Annotated in this window: 17 protein-coding genes; 1 reads left to right on the forward strand and 16 read right to left on the reverse strand. The window is 41.1% G+C overall.

Annotation, left to right across the window (positions count from 1 at the left end):
- Positions 1-3 precede the first annotated feature (3 nt).
- The 13 genes from KE626_RS07940 to KE626_RS08000 form a co-directional block, all read right to left on the reverse strand.
- The gene (locus KE626_RS07940; RefSeq protein WP_211972341.1) at positions 4-2,703 is read right to left on the reverse strand and encodes an RHS repeat protein; all 2,700 of its coding nucleotides are present in this window, start codon (positions 2,701-2,703) and stop codon (positions 4-6) included.
- A 2-nt stretch (positions 2,704-2,705) separates the two neighbouring features.
- Positions 2,706-4,247, reverse strand: a complete 1,542-nt coding sequence (locus tag KE626_RS07945; RefSeq protein WP_211972342.1) for a T9SS type A sorting domain-containing protein — start codon at positions 4,245-4,247, stop codon at positions 2,706-2,708.
- Positions 4,248-4,515: 268 nt separating this feature from the next.
- Entirely contained in the window at positions 4,516-4,965 is a 450-nt protein-coding gene (locus KE626_RS07950; protein WP_211972343.1) for a TraQ conjugal transfer family protein, read from the reverse strand.
- 16 nt (positions 4,966-4,981) lie between these two features.
- Entirely contained in the window at positions 4,982-5,545 is a 564-nt protein-coding gene (locus KE626_RS07955; RefSeq protein ID WP_211972344.1) for a conjugal transfer protein TraO, read from the reverse strand.
- 28 nt (positions 5,546-5,573) lie between these two features.
- Positions 5,574-6,518 (reverse strand): conjugative transposon protein TraN, encoded by a 945-nt coding sequence (traN, locus tag KE626_RS07960; protein ID WP_211972345.1) that lies wholly within the window; start codon positions 6,516-6,518, stop codon positions 5,574-5,576.
- 21 nt (positions 6,519-6,539) lie between these two features.
- The gene (gene traM / locus KE626_RS07965) at positions 6,540-7,850 is read right to left on the reverse strand and encodes a conjugative transposon protein TraM (RefSeq protein WP_211972346.1); all 1,311 of its coding nucleotides are present in this window, start codon (positions 7,848-7,850) and stop codon (positions 6,540-6,542) included.
- Positions 7,851-7,855: 5 nt separating this feature from the next.
- Positions 7,856-8,110, reverse strand: a complete 255-nt coding sequence (locus KE626_RS07970; RefSeq protein ID WP_211972347.1) for a hypothetical protein — start codon at positions 8,108-8,110, stop codon at positions 7,856-7,858.
- A gap of 98 nt (positions 8,111-8,208) precedes the next feature.
- Positions 8,209-8,832, reverse strand: coding sequence for a conjugative transposon protein TraK (gene traK / locus KE626_RS07975; protein WP_211972348.1), 624 nt, complete (start codon positions 8,830-8,832; stop codon positions 8,209-8,211).
- A 148-nt stretch (positions 8,833-8,980) separates the two neighbouring features.
- Positions 8,981-10,003: a conjugative transposon protein TraJ gene (gene traJ / locus KE626_RS07980; protein WP_249207348.1), complete on the reverse strand. Its 1,023-nt coding sequence runs from the start codon at positions 10,001-10,003 to the stop codon at positions 8,981-8,983.
- Positions 10,004-10,014: 11 nt separating this feature from the next.
- Complete coding sequence (locus tag KE626_RS07985; protein WP_211972349.1) at positions 10,015-10,644, reverse strand: DUF4141 domain-containing protein; 630 nt, start codon at positions 10,642-10,644, stop codon at positions 10,015-10,017.
- 24 nt (positions 10,645-10,668) lie between these two features.
- On the reverse strand, positions 10,669-13,173 hold the full coding sequence (locus KE626_RS07990; protein ID WP_211972350.1) for a TraG family conjugative transposon ATPase: 2,505 nt from the start codon (positions 13,171-13,173) through the stop codon (positions 10,669-10,671).
- A gap of 11 nt (positions 13,174-13,184) precedes the next feature.
- The gene (locus tag KE626_RS07995; RefSeq protein WP_211972351.1) at positions 13,185-13,502 is read right to left on the reverse strand and encodes a DUF4133 domain-containing protein; all 318 of its coding nucleotides are present in this window, start codon (positions 13,500-13,502) and stop codon (positions 13,185-13,187) included.
- 11 nt (positions 13,503-13,513) lie between these two features.
- The gene (locus tag KE626_RS08000) at positions 13,514-13,819 is read right to left on the reverse strand and encodes a DUF4134 domain-containing protein (protein WP_211972352.1); all 306 of its coding nucleotides are present in this window, start codon (positions 13,817-13,819) and stop codon (positions 13,514-13,516) included.
- 423 nt (positions 13,820-14,242) lie between these two features.
- Here KE626_RS08000 and KE626_RS08005 point away from each other — a divergent pair, with 423 nt between their 5' ends.
- A complete protein-coding gene (locus KE626_RS08005; protein WP_211972353.1) occupies positions 14,243-14,848 on the forward strand; it encodes a hypothetical protein in 606 nt (201 codons plus the stop codon).
- A gap of 50 nt (positions 14,849-14,898) precedes the next feature.
- On the opposite strand, the gene KE626_RS08010 is transcribed toward KE626_RS08005, so the two are convergent.
- The 3 genes from KE626_RS08010 to KE626_RS08020 are packed head-to-tail and all read right to left on the reverse strand — an operon-like array spanning position 14,899 to position 16,703.
- Positions 14,899-15,723 carry a hypothetical protein gene (locus KE626_RS08010; protein ID WP_211972354.1) on the reverse strand — a complete coding sequence of 275 codons (825 nt, stop codon included), beginning with the start codon at positions 15,721-15,723 and terminating at the stop codon, positions 14,899-14,901.
- A 54-nt stretch (positions 15,724-15,777) separates the two neighbouring features.
- Positions 15,778-16,410 carry a conjugal transfer protein TraD gene (locus KE626_RS08015; protein WP_211972355.1) on the reverse strand — a complete coding sequence of 211 codons (633 nt, stop codon included), beginning with the start codon at positions 16,408-16,410 and terminating at the stop codon, positions 15,778-15,780.
- A gap of 2 nt (positions 16,411-16,412) precedes the next feature.
- Positions 16,413-16,703: a DUF3408 domain-containing protein gene (locus tag KE626_RS08020; protein ID WP_249207349.1), complete on the reverse strand. Its 291-nt coding sequence runs from the start codon at positions 16,701-16,703 to the stop codon at positions 16,413-16,415.
- Positions 16,704-16,705 lie beyond the last annotated feature (2 nt).

A 16,705-nucleotide genomic window follows, 5' to 3' on the forward strand; every position in this document is an offset into this window, starting at 1 on the left:
GTTTTATTGCTTATAGTTATACTGGTAAGTTTTAAGTGTTTTACCATTCTGATCCACTACTTTCTCAAGTCTTCCGGCTTTATCGTAGGTATACATCTCTTTTGAACCATTAGGCGTTGTAATGGAGGTCATTCCTGTGAGGACATCCCATGTATAGGTACTAACGTTGAACTCTTTCAGAAAGCTGCTAATTCGCAGATTCTCCAGAGCTGTTTTCAGATCAGACTCATTTTCCGGGGTTGCAGAATTAGAAGCTGTTATTGCATTCTGTACGGCAGGCAGGGAAATAATCTGAGCATATGAAGACCCCTCTATTTTTGCAATAGGTTTGGTATTGTTATATCCATATATAACAGCGGTCGGAATCCCTTTAGGAGTTTTGGTTTCTACAGGATTTCCATAGCTGTCATAATTACTAAAGATTACCTTAGTCTGCGCTGACTGGTTCTGCATTTCATATGAGTTGATAGAGGTTACCTGCAACGAAGACGGATTATCATATTTGGTTTCTGCCTTACTGACAAGTTTTCCATTTATCTTCATTTCCGTTTCAAGGGCAGTCGAAAGCATCCGGGCATTAACCAGCTTGATATTATTTAGATCAGAAGAATATTTTATATTCGTCTCTGTAATTTTTCCGTCCGGAGCTGTAACCTTTGTATAGACAGGCTCAAAATTAAGAGGACTATACGTTATTTCAGAGATATTTTCCAATGCTGACCCATCGCTAAAAAATGCTTTTGAGGTTGTTTTTGCTGACCGCGTCCAAGATGCCTTGCTTGTTGTTCCGTCACATAGAGTATATTCAGATGCATTATTGATTTCATTGAGTACATAGTCTATATTTTCACTTGAAACCAATTGATTTTGTGTATTATAGACTTCTTTTTTATATAGTAACCCTCCTGAAACAAGATTATAATGGGGCCTTGTTCCATTTCCTATAAAATCTGTAGGTCTTTTGAAGTAATATTGGGAATATCCAAGATTATTAGAATCGCCATATATCTCTTTTACATTGTTGTATAAGATCACAGAGTTCAGGTAATCATATTCCTGTGACTGGCAGGTTTCCAGTGTAAAATAATCTCCACTTGAGTTCCACGCATTATCAAAAGCATCATACTTATAATTAATACTTTTTTTCAGAGTATTATTATCATAATATTCTATCCTTCTAATTCTTGCTCCTGTTGCTATTGTTTTAGCATTTCGGTAGGGTGGCGGATCTGTCTCAATTCTTCCGATACTAAACTCCCCGTTTCCAAAACCAGTATTAACTTCTATTGTATAGGTTCCCGGTGTCAATAAATATTTTGGTGTCTCATTGCTTGTAACGACCGTGCCTGCCTTTTTGACAACGTATGTGATTTGGTAATTATAAGTATCAGGATTATCATGAATACCCAGTTGATACTTGTTTTTATAGAAAACGTAGTCATCTTTTCTAATAAAAATAGCTCGCGGTTCATCTACCTGGAAAGTATAGGTGCGGGTGATATTTGTGTCAAAAAATATTTGATCATAGACATATCGCTGGATTTCAGGATATTTGATCGAATAATTATCTGCACCAGGATAGCTGACAGCTGTATAGATCTCATTCGCATCATATTGATAGACGACACGACCACCTTCCGGCAACTTCATTTCCGTCAGGGCTCCGATCATCTGTGAAGGAGTCGAGCCTGAGTTCTCATATTGAAAAGAATATCTTGCAATGGTATTCTGATCTTTATCAAGTTTGTACAGATTTGTCAGAATTCTTTTTTCTTCTGCTTGATTATTTGGTATACTAATGATCCCATACTCAAATTTGTATTTGGAAACCTGCCTTCCTGAATTATCCAATAAAGAAACACTTTGCAGCTTGTTGGGATCACTGCTTCCATTATTCTCCCAATAGGGCTCATATATATTCTCAAAGTTGATTTTTCCAAAGATGGTTGTGACTGTTGTCAGGTTACAACTTTGATATTTTGTAGATGTCCCACTATATCTGGTATCTTTCTGATAAGCAAGATTTACAATTTCAATATCATTTTCATCAAGAATTTTGCTCAGATAAAATGCAGATCTGTAGTTGGTTTTATAACCTTCCCTTGAAGCAATACTGTAGTTGTCATAAAAATACTTGAATCCTTTGTCGTCTGTTATTTTAAATGATTCCAGAATAAGTGTTGCCGTATTGGCAGTTCTGGTATAGTCTATTTTAACATTATTTCCAGAGATATTATTAAGCGTAAAGGTATTGTTGATCGTATCCCTTACAAACTTAAATTTCCCGGAACTTCCCGGTATGTTATAGTAATAGAGATCATCAAAAATATTTTTCTTATAATCCGGTTTTGAGTTATTATCATATTTCTCATCCACATCATTGTTGATCACTCTGGAAATAATACCCACTTTTGAAAGCGACCAACCTAATCCAACTTCACCAGCTGGCTTTTTTAAGCCTACATTATACACATGATTGCTAAGTCCTAAAGGAATAGTAAGGTTCTTATTGCTTGTTGGTAAAGTAAAAAGTGGTACAGAGATTTCCGGCACTCCTGTAGCCAACGAAATAGGAGTATTGGAATATGAGGCAAATGAGGATGCAGAAGGTACCGGGTCGGGGGTAGTACCGAAATTGCGCTCTATTTGGGCTTTACCCAATCCGTACACTAATATAAATAGTACTAGTAATTTTTTCATCATGTTTACTTCTTAATTAGTTTGGCATTCGCCGTTTTATTGGTATCCGTTTTTATAGTCACCAGATAAGCCCCTTGAACCAAAGCCTGCGTATTAATTTTGGTTACTTTATTCTTGGTTTTCACGCTTTGGAGCTGTCTTCCACTCATATCATATAAGAGAATATCAGCCTCTTTGAACTCATAGCCAATTTCTATATAAGCATAGTCTGAGACAGGGTTTGGATAAATCTTGATTTCATATTTTTCGATCAGCTGAGCAACTTGTTTGTCACCTAGTTTCACAATCTTCCAGTTTTCTTTACCTAATTCTGTGGCACTGGTTCCAGCCAGAACAATTGAACCGTCTCTGTTTAGCTTTATATCTGAAAGCCTTTCTTCTTTCTTTCTGGATTCTCCGGAAATGTGTTTTCTCCACTGCTCATTCCCTAATGAGTCTATGTAAAGGAGCCAAAACGTATTGTCGTCTTCCTTTGCTCTTCCCTCTGAAGGGGTATAACCTCCTAGTAAAATTCCTTTAGAAGATTTGTCATCTGCGGAATGAAGAACGCTCATTCCCATCAGGACATCACGATTACCAAAGTTGTAAGACTTTTGCCACTGTTCTTCCCCCCTATCATTGAGTGCAATAAGCCATAAGTCTGTTCCTTGCTCTATCCCTGTATTTTTGTTCCCTGATCTTTCCGATCTGGACTCTCCACCGATCATTAAACCGCCGGAAGTTAAGGCCAGGGTTCTGATATGGTCATCACCTTTCCCCCCAAAGTTCTTTTCCCATTCTACTTTCGAGTTTTTATCAAGTTTTATCACCCAAAAATCTCCTTCTCCGTAGTTTTCCGTCTTTTTTGAACCACCAGTACCACTTCTGGAATAAATTCCGAGAAGTGCGCCACCGTCAGGTGTTGGAATCATTTTTTCAACTTCATCTAAACCTTTTCCACCCAAAATTAGTTGTGAAAGTTCCTTTCCGTCTTTATTCAGTCGGGTAATGAAGACATCTTTGGAACCATATCCTTTTGAAGCATTCTGTATATTTCCGGAAACAAAGAATCCTAAGTCTGTTGTTTGAATAACAGCTCTTGCTTCTTCGTCTCCAGCTGTTCCTAATGTTTTTTGCCATAATTCATCTCCAAATTCACCCAAACGAATGAGCCAAATGTCTGAACCACCCTTACTGTCATCCTTTTTATCAAGCCCCTTCCCGGAGAATGTGGTACCTGAAATCAAAAATCCACCATCCTGTGTGGTAACGGCAGCAGACAAATAATCATGGTTTATCCCGGAAAAGTATTTTTCCCAGACTTCTTCCCCTTGCTGGTTAAGTTTTACCAGGTGGAAATCATACCCATTGTTCTGCTTACTGGCTTGTTGTAATTTGTCGCTCCGAATTGAGCTTCCCGTGATCAGATACTGCTGATCGATTGTTGTTGTCACCTGGCTCAGAAAATCCTGCGTCGAGGATTTGATGTCTTTCTGCCACTGAACCTGTTGGGAATACAGGTTAACAACGGTGCATAATAGGACTGCACCAAAATAATTTTTCGTCATAAGCTTGTGTTAAAATTAACGGGTTAAAAATATTACTAAAATTCTATATACATACTCCGTAAAAACCCCATATTTTTATGAATTCTTCGTAACATATATATATTGCTGTTCAACGTCTTATATCATATGGCAAAGCTATACACGCACAGCGCCAAAACGTGTCGTATTAAATTGGAATTAATATTTTACTTCACTTTTTTATAATCACAATAAAAAAAGCCGGGGATGAATCCCCAGCCGTTAACATTCTTCTACTAATTAACCCATATCAATTAAAATCAAACTCAGCATTCTTTTCATTGCCAAATTGATCTGCAACCCATATCTTAAATGAATGTTTCTCTTTTGTTTTCGGTCTGTAGTTGAGCATAAATGTATCCTTCGGAATCTTATACAGTTTGTTAGGGATAAATGGTTTATCGCCAGGAAACTTTAAGCTGCCCACGCCTTCATACTGGAAATACCGAATCGTATATTTTGTCTCTGTATAGTTTCCAGTCTTTTTTATATGACAGGGAATTTCTACAACCTGGTCAGCAGGAACTGTGGACGGTATCGGCATAATCTCCAACTCAAAAGGAAAATTAGTCTGGATGTCCAGATCCTTTGAGCAGGAGATAAATGCAAAACAGGAAAGCAAGAGCATTAATAACATACCTGATTTCTTAATGACACACCTTTTTACGATTAATAATGGTCGGCTTAAAATATATTTCATTGTACTTATTTTTAAATTAGAAAATAAATCGGATTCCAACGCCTGCTCCTGGTCGGAAGCGCTCCAGGGTTGTACCCATTACATACCGCGCTTTTCCCTGTACTAAAAGCACTACTCTATTTCCCAGGTATGTTTCCAAAGAAAGGCGAATCCCACCTCCGTATATAAAACGGTCTTCATTGAGAATGACCGCTCCCATTGGCAGTACTTTTTTACTCTCATTGATGATTTCATAGCCTGCTACAGGGCCAAGCCCCACATAGAGAGATAAGGTCCTCGTCCAATCTCCGAGTACATACAGATTATAGCTTCCTTCCGCCGAAAAGCTCTCTACCGGAATTTCTATGCCTTCAAAAGCTTGCTTCCGCCTGGAGTAGTCTATTGCCCATAACATATAGTTTTCCTTTTTTGCAGCAACAGTCATCCCAGCCTGCAAATAGAATGGTGTAGGTAAAAAATTCTCTCCCCAGGTTCTCCCTACTGAAAGCTCAACTCCTTTCTGCCTTTGCAGATGCCTTTGCGCCTGCGCCAGGTCAAAGCCAGCCAAAAGCATCATTAATATTAAAAGTGTATTTTTCATTTTTCTGATGATTAAAAAGTATTCGTAATTAAAAATGGAGATGCATATCCTTAACTAGTCTTGCTTTGATGAGATCATCATTCTCGATTCTGAGCAACTGGTGCCGGCCACCATTCTTTTCAAAGATTTCGATAATCAGCATCTTATCATCAGGAATAGTCAGCTGTTCCAGCAGATATACATTCCTCTCCGTACTCGTTCCAGGTACCTGCTCCATTTCTATATATTCGCCAAGAGGTTCCACTGCTCTTTCCTGAATCACGGTGCGTTTACCTACCTTCTTATCCACTATTTTAAAGCTGATAAAATCAATGGTAAAAGGGATATTGGTAGAATTATTAAACTGCAGGTAGAAAAAAAGCTTTCCATTCAGCGTGTAGATACCTTTTAGTGCCACCTTTATTCCGAAACTTTCCGATCCAATATGGCGAACAAACCGCTTATCCCTTTTGTAAATGGTTTCCATCACCAGGTAAGACAACATCGGAGGATCAGACCCTAGATCTTTGAAAAGGGCTTCCCCTTCACTAGTGGTAGATAAGCCTTCGTTCTTTCCTTTTTGAGCCTTAGACAAACTGATTGTAAGGCTGCCGGGGTACTCACTGTAGCGGACATTAAAATTGTAGAATTTTCCATCATCGGTGATGACTGAAAAGTTTGTTTCTTCTGTAAATCCCTTCACGGTAGCTTTAATTCTAAGTACATTTTCTGCTTTGTCGGCTTTTCCTGCAGTAATATTCTCACTTCCCAAATCCACATAGCGGATCGCGGAGGGAAAAATAATATGGGTGGTCTTATCATAGGTCACCCGTAATTCATAGGGAGCGATACTGGCATAATTCTCTTTTTCCGGAAGATTCTTCGGTAGTCCCAAGCTATCAGCCGGGAGTTCCGGAGTTCCGGTCTGCGCCCATGCTTGATTTTGCATAAGGGCTAACAGGATAATGACGACTATTTGAATTCTATGTTTCATAATTATTTTTTAATGCGTTGTCTAGTTGTTTTTATTGTTTTTGGGTAATAGAAAGAGAAGGTATCCGGCCTTTACAGTAACCTTTGCCGTTCCTATCCTCTTAGCGAGGTATCCTGCGGTTCCCTGTACCACTCCTTTCGTGAGATCAGAGATCAGTTGCTGCCCGGTGGAACTGCTGAGCACAATATTGGTTCCTGCGGAACTGCTCATTCCGGAAGCAATCTCTTTTACGGCATTGACATCCGGAGAATATGGCAGGTTTAGTCCCAATTGACCATCCAGGTCATAGGCAGAAATATCCACAGGAACAATGCTCCCTTTGTATTCCACCGAACTAATATCCAAGCCTAACCTTCCGTCCCTTACACTGGCTCTTGCTGTCAGAAGAGTTCCGGGAGGAATATTCATACCCGCGATCCGTATCCCTTGAAGCAAACGCAAAGGAACACTGCTGCCCGCCGTAATGGTTTGAGTCCGATGAATACACGCATGGATGCTATTGGACATTACTTTAACAGGAGAAAACTGATCTGCAGAGCGGCCATCGAAAAAACGTTCTGTCGGTCCGTTCAATACCGAAGACATAAATTCCTGATCGGTTTGTCCCTGTTTTTGGTTAAGGGAAGACACCACATTTTTATCGGGGGTATAGACCGGTTCAATATATCGTTTAGGAGCAGCTACCAGTTTTGCAGTATCCGGAGAGGCTGGTTTCTGCTGCGGCATTACTTGGGGAAGGTATTTGGCTGCCATCTGATAGGATTTCTCCATCATAGCCAAAGGATCAGGATTCACTTCTTGCGAAGAAACGGCATTGGCTTTTTCTCTTTTCAGTTCTCTGATCTCCCTCCGCAATGCTTCATTCTGATTATCATCATGGTAAAAGTTTCCCAGGGTATTCTGTATTTCATCATAATTTTGTCTTCCCGCTAAAGCAGGATTAGACCTCATACCACGATCTTCGCCAATCAAAGGACTTGGTGTGACAGTACTGTCCTGCTTATTCAGGTAATCCGATAGGGATAGCATTGCATTTTTCCTTTCATTCTGCTTCTTTTCAAGAAGTTCCTGCTCATACGCTTTTTCCTTATCTCCTAATAAACCAGCATCATTAGCCTGCGGAACAGCATTGTTCAAACCTGCTTCAGGAATAGCCTTATTTTCGGCAGGCCGAAAGATAAGGTATAAGCAGCCTGCAAAAGCAATGGTAAGCAGACTATAAACAAGAGCTTTCTTAAACTCCGGCTTTTTCCTGGTACTGGCTTCTGCTTTCATGTCATTATTTTCTTCCGTCTCATGGATAAGCACCGTATGTTTCCTTTCTTTTTCCATAATCTTTAGTTTTTGTTGTTACGCTCAGTAGTCATTAAGGCTACTTTTTTGCTTTTATGCAAGGCAGGTAACGGATTAACGATATGGTCAATCCCACTACCTCCATTCTTTCCTTTCTTTGCATCCAGATAGATCCACACCATAGTAGCAATTGCCATTAACAGGTATATCAAGGAAATAATCAGGATGAATCGAAGGCGTTGGCGATGGGTCATACTGTTACAGTACGCCTTTATATCCGACTCCAGAGTCGCTGCCATCTTTCTTAGATTTTTCATGAATTACTATTTAGGGTTGAATTATTTGGAGTAAATACCTCATTGCAATAGACCTATCGCAATACAGTAGTAGCATTGGCTTAACGATCGACCACTTGCAGATCTTTATTGGTTAATACTGTGAACTTCTCGATGATAAATCCTTGCGGATTAGATTCAGACTTCACTGAATTAACCAGGAAGCAGGAGGTAATCAAACTGCGCTCTGTTATACTGCTGCTCCGTGTAATGTACTGCCTGGCATAGGTCTGGACGGCATAAGGATAGCTGTCAAAGTTGCAATGAACACTGTCTATTTCTATCCGCTGGAGTACATTTCCTGAGATGATCTGGTTATAGTACCCTTTTTCCGAAAGATCTTTGTAATAATTGAATGTACTTTTGTCGGATAAGAGAAATGCCCGCTTCATATTATATTCAATAGCACTTTTGTCGGGTGCGAGAGTGAAAAAGAGTTCGTGAAATCTCGTTATATGCTCTTTCGCTTCCGCCGGACGATTGATTCTCGCATCCTGCGACAAGGCCATCATCAATGACTTCCCCTTTTCCAGCACGTAGATCTTCTGACGTTGCGCCTCAGCAAACTCATAAGACTTCCAGATTGCGAAACCGGAGACGAGCAAACAAAGCCCCGCAAAGAGAAAAGAATACAACCTGATCTGCTTAAAGCTGTTTTCAATATTTCTTAATATTTTAAATTCCATAGTATAATTGTTAAAAGTTAAAAGGCCGGTTGGGTTACCTATATTTATCAATAAGGATGATTCCACTTCAGGTATAGAGAAAATGAATTTCCCCACCAATAAGCCAGTAGTAACCCTTCCGACCGACCCTACATGTTAAAGCAAATGATTACTTCTTGCTCAAGAGTTCACCTTTTACCTGTCCTGCCATATTGCCTGCAACAGCTCCCGCACCTGCCCCAGCAAGGCTGCCTGCCTTGCGTGCAGATTGGTTGATATTACGGCTGAAACCACCCATGCCTCCCGTTTGGACAATCCATCCTGTTACAGTAGGAATCGTGAAGTAGCCGACAATTCCGATGAGCATGAATATGATGTAGACCGTACTTGAACCATCGGGGATAAAATTGGGATCGGAAAGCTGTTCAATATCTTTCTCAATCATCAAGCCTTGAATCTTCGCGAGCATAGTACTGAAGATATCTGCTACAGGAAGCCACAGGTACACCGAAACATACCTTGATATCCACTGGGTAAGGTTAGACTGGAAACCATCCCACACTGATATGGCAAATGCAATGGGTCCCAAAATGCTGAGTACTATCAGGAAAAAGGTCCGTATGGTGTCAATCACCAGAGCCGCCGCCTCAAAGAGAATTTCTACCAGCTCCCGGAACCAGTCCCTGATCTGCTTTTCAAAATTGTAAGAAGCTCTTTCCATATACATTCCTGCCATCGCTGCAATATCAGAGGGCGACCATCCCAGCTCATCGAGCTTCTTGTCAAACTCTTCATTGGAGGTCAAAAATGCTGTTTCGGGATTTCGTAACAGCGCTTCCTTTTCCAGCTGATCTTTTTGAGCTTGAAGCTTATGGAGATCCAGGGTCTGCCCTTCGAGCATCCCGTGCGTACCAGTGACGATAGGACTGAGTACATTGTTAATGGTACCCAGCACGATTACCGGAAAGAACATCACACAGATCCCAACAACAAAAGGACGAAGCATAGGATATACATCAATAGGTTCGGCGCGGGCGAGAGACTGCCATACCCTGTAGGCAACATAAAACAGCGCTCCCAGCCCCGCAATCCCTCTTGCCACTCCCGACATTTGGGAGCATAGCGGTATCATCTCGTCATAGAGCGTGCGAAGCACTTCGTGCAGGCTCTCAAATTCTATCTGTAATAACATAATCTGAATTTTTACCAGTATCTTAATTTATCTGTTCCGTACAGTTTTAATACCCTCGCGCCATCATTCTGCTTCTTGGATCTCAGGTAGCTTACCGAGACATTCTTATTGGTGTAATAGCGCACCAGGTTGTAATATTCCCGGACTTCTTTGTATACCTTGTCAATGAGGTCCATTCGCTCCTTGTCGTTCATTTCCAGCCCTGTGTTCCCTACGATCTGTTTAAGATCTTTTAGAAGGCCTGAACTCTCTTTAAGGAGCTGAGAGTAACCAAAAGCAATACCTGCGATTTCTTGCGGAGAAAAATTTTTGTCATTGATCATTTTTCCAAAGTTGGTCACATACATTTCTGAAATGTCCCCAACCATCAGAACAGTCTGCTGTACCTTCCTGGCATCTTTCACCAGGTTATTGACCGCCTTGAGTTTGTCGTAGTACTCCTTTCCCTGACTGTAGACCTTCTCAACCTCTTTAAAATTTTTCACAACATTAGATACAGTCGAAGAGGTCTGAATGATCTCGTTGGCACTGTTGATAATACCGGAAAATAGGTTTCCAGGGTCCGTAACTACAAATTGTGCTTTGAGTGATGACGTGCTTAATAATAGGATAGCACAGAGCATCATGATTAACTTTTTCATTGAATACATTTTTTGTTTGATTTTTTAGTCGTTGTTTTCTTGTTTTAAAGCGGTGATCTGGCGAATGGCCGCTTCGATGTCGCCTCCAAGCTGCGCAGCAAGCTGCATGACTTCGAGTTTCTCGGCTTCTTCCGTTGTGAATGCCAAGTACTGCTGAGGGCTAACCTCTGTAGCATAAACCCCTGAATGGATTCCGCCAAGGCCAATCCATACTTCTTTATACAGCCGTGAAGGGTCATTATTTTGATTAATCGAAAGGATTTGCCCTCTTTGTTTCTCTGTCAGGCCCAGCATTTTTTGGATATCGTCGAACTTGTTCATGTACTTGCGCTGGTCCAGAAGAATCTTGCAGTCCGAATTATTGATGATGGATTCCTTAACGATTGGTGAGTGAATGATGTCGTCAACTTCCTGGGTAACAATTACTGCCTCTCCAAAAAACTTTCTGACCGTTTTAAATAAATAGCGGATATATTCCGCCATTCCCTCTTTGGCAATGGCTTTCCAGGCTTCTTCAATCAAAATCATCTTCCGGATTCCTTTAAGCCTTCGCATCTTATTGATAAAGACCTCCATAATGATGATGGTCACCACCGGAAATAAAATTCTGTGATCTTTTATCGCATCAATTTCAAAGACAATAAAGCGTTTGGAAAGAAGATCCAGCTGTTTATCAGAGTTAAGAAGATAATCATACTCTCCTCCTTTGTAATAAGGCTCCAATACATTGAGAAAGTTGGCGAGGTCAAAATCCTTCTCCCGGACTTTTTTCTCTGCCAATACCTGGCTGTACTCATCCCTTACAAATTCATAGAAGCCATTAAAGGATGGCAGATGTATTATATCTTTCTTCAGGAGATCAATGTACAGGTTGACCGCATTGGACAATGCCACTTCCTCGGAACGGGTCGGCGGTTCATCATCCCGCTTCCAAAGTGTGAGGATCACAGTTTTGATGCTCTCCTTTTTTTCAATATCAAAAACCCGGTCATCGGTATGGAATGGATTAAAGGATATCGGATTGTCCTCGGTGTACGTAAAATAAACACCGTCTTTCCCCTTTGTTTTTCCTTTGATAAGCTCACAGAGTCCCTGATAGGAATTCCCGGTATCCACTAAAAGAACATGTGCCCCTTGCTGGTAATACTGCTCCACCATATGATTGGTGAAAAAAGATTTTCCACTCCCCGAAGGACCCAATACAAATTTGTTACGGTTGGTGATGATCCCTTTTTTCATCGGCAGATCAGACAGGTCCAAATGAACAGGCTTTCCTGTCAGCCTATCGGACATCTTGATGCCAAAAGGAGACGGGGAATTCCTGTAATTGGTTTCACCATTGAAAAAGCATAATGCCGATTCCATAAAAGTGTAGAAGCTTTCCTCACTGGGAAAATCACCGGCATTACCGGGAATACCGGCCCAATACAACGTCGCTGCATCTGTTGTATTAAGCCTTGGGATACAGTCCATAACGACCAAAGCACTGCCCGTATCATTCTTTGCCTGCTTCAGCTCAACAGGATCTTCGGCCCAGCACATTACATTGAAATGCGCCCGGATTGAAGCCTGCCCATAAGAGTGAGCTTCATTCAGATACTTTTCTATCCATTCCCTGTTGATTTGGTTGCTACGGCTATACCGGCCTAATGAATGCATGTTGCGGGCGGTCTTCTCAAACTTCCGGAGATTATCATCGCTGTTGTCTATAAACAAGTATTGATTGTAAATATGGTTACAGCTTAGAAGCAGTCCTACGGGCGCCGCAAATGAAAGCATGCAGTCACTGCGATCTGTCGATAATTTTTCATACCGGGTTTCAGAACGTACTATTTCAGGCAAATCATCGGTATCCGATAACGTATGGACGCATAACCGTTTATTACCCACACGCATTTCCTTGGCTCCCAGATGCAAGTCCTGAAGGACTCCTGCCTGATCATTTTGTAGGGTCAGATACTTAGATAAAAGTCCCTGCCCTCTCCGATCACCCAAGAGTTCTTCTTCTTCCATCCTTACCATGGACAATAAACCGCTGTCATTAATAATGCGCTCAAACTGGCTTACGGCTTCAGCAAAGCGAGATAAGGTTTCACTATCCTGACGCTCCTTAGCAACAAGTGAACCCCGGCAAAGCGATGAAAAATTGCTTTGTTTACGCATCCTTTCCTTAGTGGTCGCCGTTAGGTAGAGATAGCAGTAGTGATTTAAAAAAGGGCGCTCATTAAAATGAAGCTGATAGCTGCGTCCTAAAAAACTCTGATCTTCACGGTTAAGGTCAGGCTGGTAATCCTCTTTGATAAACCAGTCCTGTTTGCAGACCACAGTGTAATCAGGCAGCGTCTTAATAGCCTTGTGCCAGGTGGAATGTATCGTTTCATATTCTTCCGTCCCTACCGTAAAGATCTCAGGAAGACGCACTTTGAAACAGGCGGTAATATCTGCCTCCTTAGAGATTAAGAATCCCTGCTCGAAACCCAGTAACGGAAACATACTTTCCAGGGTCGCTGCTTTTGATGTGTTTTTCATGAGGGCTAACTTTATTGGGTTGAATGGAAATACCGGAAGACGGCTTTGCGGGAGAGGATGTACTTGGGATGTCTTTTTTTTGCAGCTAATTTCATTACCCCATACTGCCCATACTTATTATTGAGCCGGAAGGTCAGCCACACAATTAATGTACATCCAACAGCACCAGTTCCTATACAGACGTAAGGGGTCACGCCCGCCATATACAGTACCATAACCAGAATAAGTGTCCCTAGAAGACCGCCTGCAAATACAAACAGATACTGAGCTTTCAGTCCATACAGCTCCACTGTTCTGCCAATTCCTTTATTGATTTTAAACTTTGACATAGCGCCTGGTCTTAAAGGAAAAAGGATCTTAGAATAGTAGCCGCTACGATTAAAAAGATGCAGGCACCAAACCAGCTGGCAGCAGTCTTTGAGGTGTCCGGGTCACCACTTGAAAATTTATTGTAGACTTTGACCCCGCCTATCAATCCGACCACAGCACCGATGGCATAGATGAGTTTAGTGGCAGGATCGAAATAAGACGTAACCATTTGAGTGGCCTCGTTAATGCCTGCAGAACCATTTCCTTGTGCTGCCACCCAGGTGGCGCACACCATCAAAACTCCTGAGAGGAGAATCTTTTTTCTTCTTTTTTCCATGATCATAAATTTTATTTGTTGTATCATGGAGCAAATGTATCAGGCGATAAAACCCACACCAGTGAAGTGTCTGAGCATGTCGTCGCTTGTCCAAAAATGTCGTAATTCAGCTGTAAAATGGACAAAATGAAGGACCTTATATCTGCATTTCATCCAATGAAAATCTTATCTGCGAAAAAGATAAAAGAGCAATATCACTGGCAAAAAATGACCACTTATAAGTAGGATTTAATTAAACCTTAAGGAGAGACAGCATGACTTCCACTAAAAAAGAGGAAGCTCTGTTATAACACAGTGCTTCCTCCTACATCAAAGCAAAATCATTCGCTCCGGCCTAGCCGGAATTGTCAGCAGTTATTCAACAAGCAAGTCCTGGAAATTTCCAAGCAATTCCGTATATTGGAAAACTTTAATTAAAATGATATGACAGAAGCAATAATTGGGCTTGTTGGAGTAGTAATTGGATCTGGTATTTCCTGGTTTCAATCTTCCTGGTCAAACAGAAGAGAAACTAAGAAAAACGCCAGATATCTGGCAATACGCCTTGTTTGTATTTTTGATAAATATCTTGACGATTGTACAGATGTAGTTAAAGATGATGGACTATCCTATGGACAACGGACACCAGACGGCTGTTTGAAAGCGCAGGTACAAACACCTGTCCCACCAGCTTATCCGGATGACATTGACTGGAAAAGTATAGACCACGAACTGATGTACAGGATACTATCCTTCCCCGCGGAGGTTGAGGACGGGAATAGAATGATCAAAGCAGCAGCGGAAATAGCAGATCCTCCAGACTTTGAGGAGTGGTTCGAGGAGAGAAAATTCTATTATTGCCAATTTGGGTTAACAGCTTACAAGTTATCTGATGACCTCTGCAAAAAATTCGGGATCAAAAAGAAGGTCTATAATGACTGGAATCCCGTTGATGATTTGAAGCAGGAATTGGAATCAGTCACCAGTGCCCGGCAACGTAGAATAGAAGGATATACAAAAGAAGTCCAAGCAACATCTGGGCAACTTTAGTGCATTTGCAGGTTAACGAAAACGATTGCCAGAAATTACTGGCAATCAATTCACCTCTTACGTCCTTTACGTCTCCCCTGCTCTATGTCGTGATCTGACGGCTGTATGTTTTTATTTTCGGTTTGTTTGTTTTCCCGCTCGCGGTTTTCTCTAATCACGTCACGAAGAACAGTTTTTTCCCAGGGAATGATCTCTGCATTACAATGACTCCGAAGCCCTGTATGCTTTAATCCATCATGCCAATCAACGCGTGTAAGCCGATTCCATCCTATAGGGTCTAGCTTCCATTCACTGGGAAACTTTGCAGCAATTAGGTCTTTTGGATACTCTGTAATTTTCCCCAAATCTATTTCCTGAAACTCATGAGTTTTGGGATTGTAAGGAATAAGATATTCGTCCGATTCTCCCAAATGATATGATCCTATCTCGGACAATACAATTCCCTTTGACAGAAAATCATCTTTAGGACGTAGCATATCCATACGGAGATCCACATAAAATAACTGACCAGCAATATCCACCGTGGGAAGCATCCCTTTATTGATCCTATAATCCAATGCCTCCTGATCAACCATCAGCTCAAAATCTGTTTTTCCTTTCAAGGTTTCTGGTGTTAAACCATATTTTTGGGCCATGCCTACAGGATCAAGAAGCACCCATTCCGGGATAGTGACAGTAACACTTTCCATATTGAACAAAGAAGGTAGATTCTTTTCTCTGCGAGAGTACTCAAAAGAATAACCATTCCCCACATCCCTCATATTCTCAAATGAAATAATATTCTCCGGGTTTTCCTTCTCTCGCAGCTCCAATTGAATGGCGTCTGCAGTAAATTTGATTCCTTCGATAGTTAATACCGGCAGCACTCTTTCCATACTATTCTATTTATAACAATTAAAAAAGGAGCCTGAGCAAGAAAGAAATTATTCTTACACAAACTCCCCGATGTCAAAATCGTCAAGACTATTATTCCGCATTAAAGAAGAACTGGAATCCGTTCCAACAGAAAGACTCCTGTCCAATAACCCTGCAATCTTGCGTGAAGCTCCTTCCATTGAGTTTTCCAGTAAGCTGAACAATTCGGTCCCCTGTATCTTTTGAACAAGCCTAACCGCTGTTTTCTGCTGAGAGGGCTCCAGCACGTCCTGCTGAAGCAGCATCCCCACGGTGCTTAGTTCATCAAAGGTAACCCCTGTGGTAAAACCGATGTCGCCTCCGGATAACCCATATCCACTCCATTCTTCTTCCTCCTTCTGTAAATCAGGACCATCACCGAAAACTTCATCCAGTTCTTCCTGCGGAATTTGAATACTGTTTTCTTTCTTGTTGATTTCAATATCAAAATTATCAGCTTTGGGTTGATCTTCATTATTATGGCTGATATTGGCAGTACTTGGCCGCATATGGCTTCCAATAGGTTTAGGCTGACCCATAATATCCGGCAGCTGTACTTCCGGATTGTTCTTCGTATTCTTCTTTGTTGCCTTTCTGTGCGCACTCATCTTTTCTTCCACAAGCAGGAAGATGACGATCAAAAGACATAGTAAAATCAAGAGTTCCATAATTAAAAAAGGAGCTTAATATGACGATTATAATCTTTGATAATTTCCTCTTCAAATATCGCAAAATGATGTTTCAGTATGTTATCCAGGTAGGCATACATCGGAATCTTGTCCTCCCCTATAATATGCACAAGACGTGACAGGCGCTCATGATATTCAGGGCGTAAATAAATTGATTTATCCCCACGACGGGTCAATGAAGTCTTTTTTAGAAATTGAGTTCCATAACTTTGCTTCCCATTGGAACCGGTACTTGCTATGGCCTGCTTTCCGTTTTTATTATTCTTTTCCATGA

Source organism: Chitinophaga hostae (assembly GCF_018224885.1).
GTDB classification, from domain to species: Bacteria; Bacteroidota; Bacteroidia; order Chitinophagales; family Chitinophagaceae; genus Chitinophaga; species Chitinophaga hostae.

Coding starts and splice junctions, on each gene's coding strand:
- KE626_RS07940 (WP_211972341.1), bottom strand. CDS start 2,703: ATGATGAAAAAATTACTAGTACTATTTATATTAGTGTACGGATTGGGT.
- KE626_RS07945 (WP_211972342.1), bottom strand. CDS start 4,247: ATGACGAAAAATTATTTTGGTGCAGTCCTATTATGCACCGTTGTTAAC.
- KE626_RS07950 (WP_211972343.1), bottom strand. CDS start 4,965: ATGAAATATATTTTAAGCCGACCATTATTAATCGTAAAAAGGTGTGTC.
- KE626_RS07955 (WP_211972344.1), bottom strand. CDS start 5,545: ATGAAAAATACACTTTTAATATTAATGATGCTTTTGGCTGGCTTTGAC.
- traN (WP_211972345.1), bottom strand. CDS start 6,518: ATGAAACATAGAATTCAAATAGTCGTCATTATCCTGTTAGCCCTTATG.
- traM (WP_211972346.1), bottom strand. CDS start 7,850: ATGGAAAAAGAAAGGAAACATACGGTGCTTATCCATGAGACGGAAGAA.
- KE626_RS07970 (WP_211972347.1), bottom strand. CDS start 8,110: ATGGCAGCGACTCTGGAGTCGGATATAAAGGCGTACTGTAACAGTATG.
- traK (WP_211972348.1), bottom strand. CDS start 8,832: ATGGAATTTAAAATATTAAGAAATATTGAAAACAGCTTTAAGCAGATC.
- traJ (WP_249207348.1), bottom strand. CDS start 10,003: ATGTTATTACAGATAGAATTTGAGAGCCTGCACGAAGTGCTTCGCACG.
- KE626_RS07985 (WP_211972349.1), bottom strand. CDS start 10,644: ATGAAAAAGTTAATCATGATGCTCTGTGCTATCCTATTATTAAGCACG.
- KE626_RS07990 (WP_211972350.1), bottom strand. CDS start 13,173: ATGAAAAACACATCAAAAGCAGCGACCCTGGAAAGTATGTTTCCGTTA.
- KE626_RS07995 (WP_211972351.1), bottom strand. CDS start 13,502: ATGTCAAAGTTTAAAATCAATAAAGGAATTGGCAGAACAGTGGAGCTG.
- KE626_RS08000 (WP_211972352.1), bottom strand. CDS start 13,819: ATGGAAAAAAGAAGAAAAAAGATTCTCCTCTCAGGAGTTTTGATGGTG.
- KE626_RS08005 (WP_211972353.1), top strand. CDS start 14,243: ATGACAGAAGCAATAATTGGGCTTGTTGGAGTAGTAATTGGATCTGGT.
- KE626_RS08010 (WP_211972354.1), bottom strand. CDS start 15,723: ATGGAAAGAGTGCTGCCGGTATTAACTATCGAAGGAATCAAATTTACT.
- KE626_RS08015 (WP_211972355.1), bottom strand. CDS start 16,410: ATGGAACTCTTGATTTTACTATGTCTTTTGATCGTCATCTTCCTGCTT.
- KE626_RS08020 (WP_249207349.1), bottom strand. CDS start 16,703: ATGGAAAAGAATAATAAAAACGGAAAGCAGGCCATAGCAAGTACCGGT.